8 protein-coding genes and 6 pseudogenes are annotated in these 10,793 nt (G+C 70.0%); 7 read left to right on the top strand and 7 right to left on the bottom strand.

The genetic code is table 11. The features are described 5' to 3' along the window. Nucleotides 1–130: 130 nt before the first annotated feature. From AB0915_RS20880 to AB0915_RS20865, 4 genes and pseudogenes are all read right to left on the bottom strand, one after another. Entirely contained in the window at nt 131–583 is a 453-nt protein-coding gene (locus AB0915_RS20880) for a pyridoxamine 5'-phosphate oxidase family protein (protein WP_366692499.1), read from the bottom strand. 223 nt (nt 584–806) lie between these two features. Beyond that, a pseudogene (locus AB0915_RS20875) lies at nt 807–1,031 on the bottom strand (hypothetical protein); the annotation flags it as partial. An 11-nt stretch (nt 1,032–1,042) separates the two neighbouring features. Next, nucleotides 1,043–1,705, bottom strand: a complete 663-nt coding sequence (locus AB0915_RS20870; protein ID WP_366692494.1) for a CBS domain-containing protein — start codon at nt 1,703–1,705, stop codon at nt 1,043–1,045. Between the two features lie 196 nt (nt 1,706–1,901). Beyond that, a complete protein-coding gene (locus tag AB0915_RS20865) occupies nt 1,902–2,300 on the bottom strand; it encodes a hypothetical protein (RefSeq protein WP_366692493.1) in 399 nt (132 codons plus the stop codon). Between the two features lie 367 nt (nt 2,301–2,667). On the opposite strand from AB0915_RS20865, the gene AB0915_RS20860 reads away from it, so the two are divergent. Continuing rightward, nucleotides 2,668–3,360 (top strand): response regulator transcription factor, encoded by a 693-nt coding sequence (locus AB0915_RS20860; protein WP_366692498.1) that lies wholly within the window; start codon nt 2,668–2,670, stop codon nt 3,358–3,360. Between the two features lie 200 nt (nt 3,361–3,560). Here the strand turns inward: AB0915_RS20860 and AB0915_RS20855 are convergent. Together AB0915_RS20855 and AB0915_RS20850 are read right to left on the bottom strand one after the other, a co-directional pair. Beyond that, nucleotides 3,561–3,944: pseudogene (locus AB0915_RS20855) on the bottom strand (CBS domain-containing protein); the annotation flags it as partial. A gap of 27 nt (nt 3,945–3,971) precedes the next feature. Beyond that, nucleotides 3,972–4,061: pseudogene (locus tag AB0915_RS20850) on the bottom strand (regulator); the annotation flags it as partial. Between the two features lie 423 nt (nt 4,062–4,484). On the opposite strand from AB0915_RS20850, the pseudogene AB0915_RS20845 reads away from it, so the two are divergent. The 3 pseudogenes from AB0915_RS20845 to AB0915_RS20835 form a co-directional block, all read left to right on the top strand. Next, nucleotides 4,485–4,853: pseudogene (locus AB0915_RS20845) on the top strand (amino acid permease); the annotation flags it as partial. A gap of 49 nt (nt 4,854–4,902) precedes the next feature. Continuing rightward, a pseudogene (locus AB0915_RS20840) lies at nt 4,903–5,247 on the top strand (arginine deiminase family protein); the annotation flags it as partial. 21 nt (nt 5,248–5,268) lie between these two features. After that, nucleotides 5,269–6,083, top strand: a pseudogene (locus tag AB0915_RS20835) (carbamate kinase). 13 nt (nt 6,084–6,096) lie between these two features. Here AB0915_RS20835 and sulP read toward each other — a convergent pair. Continuing rightward, nucleotides 6,097–7,815, bottom strand: coding sequence for a sulfate permease (sulP, locus tag AB0915_RS20830; RefSeq protein ID WP_366692492.1), 1,719 nt, complete (start codon nt 7,813–7,815; stop codon nt 6,097–6,099). Nucleotides 7,816–8,059: 244 nt separating this feature from the next. On the opposite strand from sulP, the gene AB0915_RS20825 reads away from it, so the two are divergent. The 3 genes from AB0915_RS20825 (at nt 8,060) to AB0915_RS20815 (ending at nt 10,792) form a co-directional block, all read left to right on the top strand. Then, the gene (locus AB0915_RS20825) at nt 8,060–8,680 is read left to right on the top strand and encodes a hypothetical protein (RefSeq protein WP_366692491.1); all 621 of its coding nucleotides are present in this window, start codon (nt 8,060–8,062) and stop codon (nt 8,678–8,680) included. A 154-nt stretch (nt 8,681–8,834) separates the two neighbouring features. Continuing rightward, on the top strand, nt 8,835–9,740 hold the full coding sequence (locus tag AB0915_RS20820; protein WP_366692490.1) for a universal stress protein: 906 nt from the start codon (nt 8,835–8,837) through the stop codon (nt 9,738–9,740). A gap of 29 nt (nt 9,741–9,769) precedes the next feature. After that, a complete protein-coding gene (locus AB0915_RS20815) occupies nt 9,770–10,792 on the top strand; it encodes a zinc-dependent alcohol dehydrogenase (protein WP_366692489.1) in 1,023 nt (340 codons plus the stop codon). Nucleotide 10,793 lies beyond the last annotated feature (1 nt).

Below are 10,793 nucleotides of genomic sequence, written 5' to 3'. Positions count from 1 at the left end.
CACCGAGACAACCGACCCGGCAGCCCTCACCGCCTAGCTTTCACAGTGGATCACCGCGTGGCCGTCGTTACACCACGCCACCGGACGTGACCGCGCCATATGACTGATCTCGGCGGTTCGTGGGCCGTGATCAGGCGTTCGCGGCGGTGAGTCGGATGCCGGTGATCAAGTCTGGGCGAATACGGACCGCATAGTCCATGGTCTGGTTCACCCAGGGGTTGAGCAGTGCGCGGTAGCGGGCCAGTTCACTCGGCTCGGTCACCAGGTGGGCGTAACCGGTGACCATCACGCTCCAACCGAGGTGCATGTCCGGGTCGATGACGTCGGCCTCGTAGGCGACGACCACGCCCTGGCCGTCGGCCTGCCGCGCGCGCGAGGTCAGCGCCGCGCCCTCGTGAGTGCGGATGACGATGTCGCCGTTGTCCAAGACGTGGTTCACTGGGCAGATGGTCGGCAGCGCGTGACGAGTGAAGACGATCCTCCCGAAGGACACGCTGCCCAGCAGCCGCAAGGCTTCGTCACTGTCGAGCTCGACGCTCCGGCGCGGTCCGGCAGGAAGGGTCTGGGCGTGGTCGATGGTCATGGCAGGCTTCCGTACGGTTTCGTTGCTCACGGTGGTGTGTCTTCGGCCGACGCGCGGATGCTGTCGCGTGGCCGGTCGCCGTGGCGACGGCCGGGGCGCGCCGCTACGGCATGTAAGTCGTCCCTTTGAGTTGAGCCGTGGGCGGCTGCCTGTCCGTGGCACCCGGGTGAAGTGGGCCCCACAGGCAGGCTCGATCAGGTCATTGGAACCGCACCGGAGCTCCTTATACCAGGGCCGTTCGGCCCTCGTCCGCGTCCGGCCGGCCCTGCCCACCCCAGTAGTAGGCGGTGCGCATGATGTCCTGCATGTCGTCGAGCATGGGCATCCGCGGGTTGGCGGGCGCGCACTGGTCGTCGTAGGCGTTCAGGGCCTGCCGGGGCAGCGCGTCGAGGAAGGATCGCTCGTCGATGCCGAGGGCCTGGAAGGACGGCTCGATGCCCACGGCGTCGGGGGTCGGCTCTAGGGTTCATCGGGGCGTGACATGCGCCGCTCGGGTGTCCGGTTCAGGACGACTCGGTGCGCGGCCGGCTGCGCAGGGCGGCAGTCGTCGATGTCAAACCCGAGCCTGCTGACCACACCGACGACGCCTTCCAAACGCCAGGTCGACCGAACGGCCAGAGGGACGTCACTACGGTGGTGGAGGCGTCCCTCCAGCATGACCATGCCGTCCCGGACGGAAACGGCGACGGCGCCGGGTGGCAGGCCCAGCGCGCTGACCATGACCTCCTCCACCACCTGCTGACGGATCTCCTCGTCCGTACGCAGGAAGACCCGTAGCAGGTCGCGGCGGGTGGCGATACCGATGAGGCGGTCCTCCTCATCCACCACGGGCAGGCGGTCGACGTCCTGACGTTCCATCAGCCGTGCGGCATCCGAAACACGTTGCTCCGGATGTATGGTGATCGCCGGGGTCGTCATCAACTCTCCCGCGGTCGTGGCCACAAAGCCGTGCGCGAGATCGGCGCCGGAGACCACCCCGACCACCTTGTCATCGTGGTCGACGACCGGCAGTGCGCGGATACGGTGCCGATCCAGCAACCGCACCACGTCGTCCAACAGCGTCTGTCGGCTTGCGCAGACGACCTCGCTGGTCATGACTTCGCCGACGGTACGCGTCTTCATGGCGCTTCCCTCCTTCACGGTGCGAGCAGGAGACAGGCAGGCCTTGCTCCCCGCTGGGTGGCAGTGCCTCTACATCGAGGCACCTGCCTGCCGCCTCGCCGCCCCTTCAGCCTCGCAGCCACCCTGCGCCGCGGCGCAGGGCCCAGACGTACCTGGTGGAGGGCCGACCCGCCTTGCACCGGAGGGCCGGGAGACTCTAACCCCGCCCGCTGACGGCCTGGCCACCACGCCACGGTGGGGGAGTGGCCGACCTGCGGGCCGCTTCCTTGCGGTGCAGGACCCGAGTCATCTGGCTGCGAAGGCGGTCCTGCAGCCGGTCCGCCAGTTCATGTGCCGTCGCCTCCTGGGCGTGCACGACCACAACAATGTTGCCCACGACGAGCTCGGCCCCGGCAGACCAGGGCTGCTCGACGTGGTGCGCCGCTGCCTTCGAGATCCTCACCTCGCCGCTGACGTCTGGAACTCCGGGCCGGTTGAGGGCTGTGCCGACCTTGGTCCGAACGTACGCGAGTGCCTCTTCGTCCACATCGCCTTCCGCTCGCACCTGTACTGCGACGGTGGAGGTGACGTGGGTGCCGGTGTCCTTCGCAGTCATCTGCTCCGCTCCTTCGATCGTTGGGCAGCGACTTCAGACTTCTGCGAGGACCGGCGTGGGCCCAGGGCTGTCAGGCCCCAGGAACGGGGCCGTAGGGCCTCCCCTGCAGGACCGCCGGACTCGCCCTTCGGCAGTGTAGGTCCGACCGGCTGCCGGGAGCCGCCAGGGGGCGTGGTCCTCGACATGCACGTGTCCGGCCGGCCAGTTCGTCCCCGCACGGCACCGCTGCTTCTGGCTGCCGGAGACTCCGTGGAAACAGGGCCGACCGGCCCTGGCCCTTCGCCCCGGATCCGGGAAAGATCCCGGCACGGAGACCGATACGGTCCAAGTGGACATCGACGAGGAACGCGGAACCAGGGAGCGAATGATGGCGGACAGCAAGCAGCCCGGCCCCGACAGCCCGATCCGGGTCTTCCTGCTGGACGACCACGAGGTGGTACGACGTGGAGTGCGCGACCTGCTGAACGACGAACCGGACATCGATGTGATCGGCGAGGCCGGCACCGTGGAGCAGGCGCTGGTGCGCGTCCCCGCACTGCGCCCGCAGGTGGCGGTCCTGGACGTCCGGCTGCCCGACGGTGACGGCGTGACCGTGTGCCGGGAGCTGCGCTCGCGCATGCCGGAGCTGGCCTGCCTGATGCTGACTTCCTTCGACGACGAAGAGGCGCTGCTGGACTCGATCATGGCGGGCGCGTCCGGATACGTTCTGAAGCAGATCCAAGGATCAGACTTGGTGTCCGCCGTACGCACCGTGGTCCGCGGCCAGTCCCTGCTGGATCCGAGCGCCACCACCAAACTGATGGCCCGTCTTCGGGGCGGGCAGCAGCAGGAGGAGGAGCCGGACGCCCTATCCGGTCTGACCGAGCGGGAGCGGGAGATCCTCGCCCTGATCGGCGAGGGCCTCACCAACCGCCAGATCGGCCAGCGGCTGTACCTCGCCGAGAAGACGGTGAAGAACCACATCTCCCGACTGCTCGCCAAGCTCGGCGTGGAGCGCCGTATCCAGGCCGCGGTCATAGCCACCCAGGTCCAGGACCGGCAGAGGCAGGAAGGGCGCTGAAGCCCCGGGGCCGGAAGGACCTGTAATTGCCGCTGCCCGCACCGCCCGGCATGCCTTCCTCCCTGGCCAGTGAGTTTGATCTCATACCGCCGTCTGTCGCAGGCCGATAAAGTGGCCCCGACGAGGATGATCGGCCGTCGGCAGGGCGACGTGGTGGCCTTCCTCTCCGAGTCCCTGACCAACATCGCCCGCATGCGCGCGCCGACTTCGTCGACGACGGGCAGCCGTTTGATCTTGGCGTGCGCCATGGTGCGCGCGGCCTGTGCGAGCGTCGCGTTCGCGTGGATGGTGAGGGCGCGGGAGGTCAGCAGGTCCTCCGCGGTGAGGCCGCCGGCCTTCGCCAGTTCGCCGAGACGACGCTGCTGCGTGTACCGGTCGGGGTCGCTGTCGCGGAACTCCTCCTTCGGCAGTAAATCGGCCTCGGAGACAACGCCGACCACGCGGCCCTCGCCTTCGAGGACGGGCAGGGCGCTGACCTTCCAGTCCTGCATCAGCTGCATGATCTCCTTGAACGCGGCCTGCCGACCGACGGCGGCGGCCGTGTGGGACATGACGTCGCTGACGATGTGCGGGGTCCCGGGCATGGTGATTTCTTCGTCACTTCGGCCCGCTCAGATGGCACTGCCGGCGCCGTGCGGGGCGTAGATGTCCAGCAGTCGGGTCGCGGCGGAGCGCAGGCGGTGGGCGAGCACTTCGCCGACGGCGAGGGCGGCGGCCGTGGCGCGAGCGTCGTGCCTCCCCGACACGCGGGCCGCGCGGATGTCCTCGCGGATCCTGGGGCTCCGCGGGAGAACTGCCCCACATCGAACGAGCCACAAGGACGCGGCAGCGCAGCTCGTTGTCGGCGGGTCTGGATGGACCGGCCGCGGTGCCTGCCCTCCCACTGTCGAACCGGCCCCGTTGCCGTGAAGCGGTTCGACAGGCCCAAGGTCGTGGGGCGTACGGCCCAAGTTCCAGGACCAGTTGACCCGTCGACCGGGCGGGTTGGGCTGACCGGACCTCCGGCACCGGGACCATGGGGCCGTTCACGGGACGTGTGGCCACTGCCCGTGCTCGGCACCGACGCAGAAAGCTCGTTCACGGATCGGCCCACCCGTGTAGCGACCTGCGTAAGGAGCACGACCATGCCCAGAACCACAGGAGACGGAAAGGGGACGGCGCCCACAGCGGCGCTCGGCCTTCCCGCCGCCTCCGCGCTCGTGATCGGCAGCATCATCGGTACAGGAGTCTTCGCCCTCCCCTCCGCCCTCGCCCCGTACGGGCCGATCTCCCTCGTCGCGTTCGTTGCCGTGACCCTCGGCGCGCTCGCGCTGGCCCTGACCTTCGGGGCGCTGTCGAAGCGTGTTCCCGCGAGCGGCGGGCCCTACGTCTACGCCCGCGAGGCCTTCGGCGAGTTTGCCGGCTTCCTCAACGCCTGGTCCTACTGGATCACCGCGTGGGCCGGTAACGCCGCGATCGTGGTGGCGTGGGTCGGCTACGTCGAGGTGTTCGTCAACACCGGGCACAGGACCGGGGGCTCGGTGCTGCTCGCGCTGATCGGGCTCGTGGACCCTGCGTCCCAGTGATACCCGGGAGACCGGTTTCGACGTCGCGGCGAACTCCGACCTGGCGACGGCCCTGGCCGAGGCCCTCGACCTGGACAAGGTCCGCATGCTGTCCGCACCGCAGGACATCCGGGGCGCCGAGCGCGAGCAGTGGGACGACGGCAGTAACTTCCTCGCCCTCGCCCCCGGCGTCGTCGTCGGCTACGAGCGCAACGTCACCACCAACACCTACCTGCGCAAGCAGGGCATCGAGATCGTCACCATCGCCGGCGCTGAACTCGGCCGTGGCCGCGGTGGCCCGCGCTGCATGAGCTGCCCCATCGAACGCAACCCGGCCGCCTGACCCAGCAAGGGGAACAACACCATGACCGTCGACCTGCGAGGCCGCTCCTACCTGAGCGAACTCGACTTCACCCCCGCCGAGATCCACCACCTCCTGGACCTGGCGGCCCACCTCAAGGCGGCCGCCCCCTACCCGCTCCATCTGCTCGGCGCGCAGACCCAGGGCATGATCGGCTCTCTGCTGGCCTGCACGTTGCACGACGCCCTGCCTGGGCGCCGGATCGCCACCCTCGTCACCCACACCGTCTTGCGGGCCCGGCCTTCGAACGGCCCACGAAGTTCGTCGGCCAGGTCTACCCCCGGGACGTGGCGAAATCCCTCGCCCGCAAGCGTGGCTGGCACATCGCACAGGACACGGGCGGCTGGCGCCGGGTCGTGCCCTCCCCAGTGCCCGAACACATCGTGGAAACCGACACGATCCACGACCTGCTCAACAGCGGCACGCTCGTGGTCTGCGCCGGCGGCGGGGGCGTCCCCGTCACCGCCGACCGCGACACCGGAGCACTGACCGGGGTGGAAGCCGTCATCGACAAGGACCTCACCGCGGCCCTGCTCGCCGAGGACCTGAAGGCGGACTTCCTGCTCATCCTGACCGACGTACCCAACGTGTACGAGGGCTACGGGACACCCGACCAGCGGCCCGTCCTCGATGCGACACCCGACGAGCTGCGACGCGGCGGCTTCCCCAACGGCTCCATGGGGCCCAAGGCCGAGGCGGCGGCCCGGTTCGTCGAGCGCACCGGAGGCCTGGCCGCGATCGGTGCTCTGGACGCGGCGTACGAGATCGTTCACGGCAGGTCGGGCACGCTGATCCGTCCGAACCTCGCGGGCGGCTGACCTGCGACCGGAGTCAGCCGGGCCGGGCCTCGAGCCACCGACGGTAGGCGGCAAGCGCGGTCGGCAGAGTCGGGAAGATGAGATCCGTCCCGACCGAGTCCGCGAGACCGTACGCCTCCAGGTCGTCCAGCAGGTCCTGCTTGACCCGGGCGAGGGCGAACACGATGCCGCGGCCACTCAGTTCGCGGCGCAGTTCGTCGACCGCGTCGAGCGCGGTGATGTCGACCTCCACGTTCGCCTCGGTGTTGAGGACGAACCAGAGGACGGGATCGGCCTGTTGGGCGACCGCGGCCAGCGCACGGCGCCGGAAGTCCTCCGCGTTGGCGAAGAACAGCGGCGAGTCGTAGCGGTAGACCAGCAGACCCGGGATCGTACGGGCCTGGGGGTAGTCGTCCACGTCGTGCATACCCGCCACGCCGGGCACCAGCCCCTCCACCGCGTCGTGCGGGCGGGCCACCCGGGTCAGCAACTCGGCCACCGACAGGCCCACAGCCACGATCACGCCGTACAGGATGTCCAGGGCGAGCACCCCGGCCAGGCAGCCGAGCGCGAGCAGCAGTTCGCGGCGGCGGAAGGACGCCAGGCGGCGGAAGCCCGCGAGGTCGATCATCCGCACGGCGGCGTAGACGACGAGCACGCCCAGCACGGCGGAGGGGGTGCGGGTCAGGAGGGGACTGAGGAAGAGCAGGACGGCCAGTACCGCTACCCCGGCGACCAGGGAGTACACCTGGCTGCGGGCGCCCGTGGAGGAGGCGAGGGCGGTGCGGCTGGCGCTGCTGCTCACCGGGAAGCCGTGCACGGCAGCGGCACCCAGATTGGCCGCGCCCAGGGCGAGGAACTCCTGGTTGGCGTCGAGCCCGGGCCCATCTGCCTCGCGGCCGGTGAACGCCCGTGCGGTGAGGATGAAGTCGGTGTAGGCGACCAGGAGCACGCCGAAGGCAGGCAGCACCAGGTGCGGCAGCTCGCTCAGGTCCGGCAGGGCGAGGTCCGGCAGCCCCGAGGGGACCTTGCCGATCACCTTGATGCCGTACCGGTCGTCGAGGTCGAAGGCCACCACGGCCGCCGTACCGAGGACCATGGTGAGCAGCGGCCCGGGCAGCGCACGGACGTAACGGGTCACCAGGAAGAGAAAGGCGAGCGCGGCAGCCGAGTAGACGACGGTGTTCCGATGGATTTCCGTCAGATGGCTGACGAACGACCACAGTTGGGGGAAGAACCCGGAGCCGGTCGTCCTCACCCCGGTGAGTTTGGGCACCTGGTCAACCATCATGATCAGGGCCAAGCCAGCGAGGTAGCCGATCAGGACGGGACGGGAGAGCAGGTCCGCGAGGAAGCCCAGCCGTACCGTCCGCGCCACGAGGCACAGCAGCCCGACTGTGGCCGCGAGGGCGGCCGCCAGCGAGGCGTAGCGCCCGGAGTTCCCCGCGGCGAGCGGGCCGACCACGGTGGCCGTCATGAGGGCGGTCGTCGACTCGGGACCGACCGACAGCAGGCGCGAGGAACCGAACAGGGAGTACAGCGCCAGGGCCGGCAGGATCGCCCACAGCCCGGAGACCGGTGGCAGCCCGGCCACACCCGCGTACGCCATGACCTGCGGCACGAGGTAGGCCGCCACGGTCACTCCGGCCAGCAGGTCGCCCTTCAGCCACGCACGCCGATAGCCGAGAAGCGTGGCGAGGCCAGGCACCAGGCGGTGCCACCCGGGAATGTGTCCGTCCGAGACGTCGGTCATGAGCCGCCTTTCGCCTTCAGGATCCTCCGGAGCGCCGCCATCACTCCAGCTGGGGGGCGTGATCCACGAGATGCCCACAGGGTCCCACGTGTGCCGTGCACAACGCGTTCGCCCAATGGGCCCCGCAGAAAGGGACCTTCAGCCCAACGGCCGCAGACCTTCGGCATCCGGCGGTGCGCGGCTCCCGCGACAAGAGTGAGGAGCGTCAGGACAACGACCAGACATCCCCGAAGGGATCACCGCCATGGCCGTGCACGAGCACCCTCACCGGAGTCCGGGCTTCCACCTGTCCTTCCGCAGGAACCGTACCGGCTCCGCGATCGCCGTGTCGGCACGCACCGACACCCACGCCGTGGGGGCCTACGCCCTGGCGTCCCTGCGTCTGCTCACCGGTTTCGTCTTCCTGTGGGCGTTCCTGGACAAGACTTTCGGCTTCGGCTACGCGACCGCGTCCGGCAAGGGCTGGATCGACGGCGGGTCGCCGACGAGGGGCTTCCTCGGTTCCGTTGCCGCCGGACCGATGGAGTCGACGTTCCACTCGTGGGCCGGTGACGCCTGGGCGGACTGGCTGTTCATGCTGGGCCTGCTCGGCATCGGTGTGGCCGTCATGGCCGGTGTGGCTCTGCGGCCGGCGGCGGTGGCGGGCACGGCGATGATGGCGTTGATGTGGATCGCTGAGTGGCCGCCGGCCAAGCACCTGTCGGACGGGTCGCCGAGCATGTCGACGAATCCCCTCGCCGACTACCACGTCATCTACGCGGTGGCACTGATCGCCGTGGCGGCCGCGGGCGCGGGTACCACCTGGAGCCTGGGCCGGCTGTGGGCGCGGCTCCCGATCGTCCGCGACCACACCTGGCTGCGCTGAAAGCCCCACGGCGCGACAGCCCCTCGCCCTGGGACCCGTCGCGCCAGGGTCCATCGGTCCCGCTGAAGGACCAGTGGCCCCTGCCCCGAAAGACCCCCTGAACACGACGCTGGAATCGGGCCCCTTCGGGTCCCCGATTCAGGAGGAGGAGATCATGCCCCGCACCATCACCGTAGGTCTCGACGGCTCGCCCGAGAGCCGGGCTGCCGCCGAATGGGCTGCCCGCGAGGCGAAGCTGCGCGGACTACCGGTGAGGCTCGTCCAGGTCTGGGAACCGGTACCGGAGCCCATGGCCCAGGCCCCGCTCCTCGGCGTCGAGACCCATCAGCACTGGACCGAGAGGGTGCCGCGCGAGGCCGCCGAAGGGCTACGGCTGCGCCACCCCGGCGTCGAGGTGACCACCGAACACGTCACCGGACGGCCCGCCGAGGCCCTGGCCCGCGTCGCGCAGGACGCCGAACTGCTCGTCCTCGGCTCTCGCGGCCTGGGCGGACTCGGCGGGTTCCTGGTCGGCTCCGTCGGCCTCGCGGTCGTGGCGTCCACCGAGCGGCCCGTCGTCCTGGTCCGCGCCGGAAAGCAGGCCACCGACGAGCACGAGATGGACAAGGCCGGCATTTCGTCCACCGCCGCCCCCTTCCGTCCCGTCGTCCTCGGATTGGACGTCGGCAGCCCCGACGAGACGCTGATCGGGTTCGCCTTCGACGCCGCCACGCGCCGGAACGTGCCGCTGCGCGTCGTGCACGGCTGGAACCCGCCGCCTTACTACGCCTACGGCATGGCCCTGGAAGCCGCGGTACAGCGGGAGCTGGCGGAGATCGACTCCACCGTCCTGACCGAGGAACTGCGCCCCTGGCGGCAGAAGTTCCCCGACGTCGAGGTCCTGGCGGAGTCCCGCTACGGCAGCCCGTCCAACCTCCTGATCGACGCCTCTCGGGAGGCCTCCCTGGTCGTCGTCGGCCGACGCATCCGCCGGTCTTCCGTCGGCGCCCACATCGGCACCGTCACCCATGCCGTCCTGCATCACGCCACCGCCCCCGTCGCCGTCGTCGCGCACGACTGACGCGCCACTGCAGAAAGAGAGAAGAGACCATGAAGGCAGCAGTCGTACGAGCCTTCGGCGAGCCCCTGGTCATCGAGGAGCGCCCCGACCCCGAGCCCGGTCCCGGCCAGGTCCGCGTCCGCGTCGAGGCCTCCGGGCTGTGCCACACCGACATCCACGCCGCGCACGGTGACTGGCCCGTCAAGCCCACCCCGCCGTTCGTCCCCGGCCACGAGGGCGTCGGCCTCGTCGAGAAGCTCGGTGAGGGCGTCACGCATCTGAGCGTCGGTCAGCGGGTTGCGGTGCCGTGGCTGGGCCGGGCGTGCGGGCGGTGCGAGCACTGCCTGTCCGGCTGGGAGACGCTGTGCGAGCAGCAGGTCAACACCGGCTACGGCTGCGACGGCGGATACGCCGAGAAGATGCTGGCCTGGGCCGACTTCGCCCAGCCCGTGCCCGAGGGCGTCACCGCCTTCGAGGCCGCCCCGCTGACCTGTGCCGGCGTCACCACCTACAAGGCTCTGAAGGTCGCCGACGTCAAGCCCGCGCAGCTGGTCGCGATCTCCGGCGTCGGCGGCCTGGGCCACCTCGCCCTGCAGTACGCCAAGATCGCCGGCGCTACGGTCGCCGCGATCGACGTCACCGACGACAAGCTCCAGCTAGCCGCCGAGCTCGGCGCCGACATCGTCATTGACGCCCGCAAGCAGGATGTCGGCAAGGAGCTGAAGGCGCACGGCGGTGCCCACGCGGCGATTGCCCTCGCGGTGAACCCGGCCGCGTTCGAGGCCGTCAACTCCGGTCTGCGGCGCGGCGGCAAGCTCGTGATGGTGGCCCTGCCCGCACACGGCACCATCCAGGTCCCCATCTTCGACACCGTCCTGAACGGCACCTCCGTGATCGGCTCCATCGTCGGCACGCGACAGGACCTCACCGAGGTCTTCCAGCTCCACGCGGCCGGCCGTACGAAGGTCATCTACGAGACCCGTCCGCTCGCCTCCGTGAACGAGTCGATCGACGCGGTGCTGCGCGGCGAGATCAAGGCCCGGGTCGTCTTCGACCTCGGCGCGGGACGGTGAG

This window comes from Streptomyces sp. NPDC048411, from assembly GCF_040704695.1.
Lineage (GTDB): Bacteria > Actinomycetota > Actinomycetes > Streptomycetales > Streptomycetaceae > Streptomyces.
This window is presented reverse-complemented; position numbering and strand designations above follow the sequence as displayed.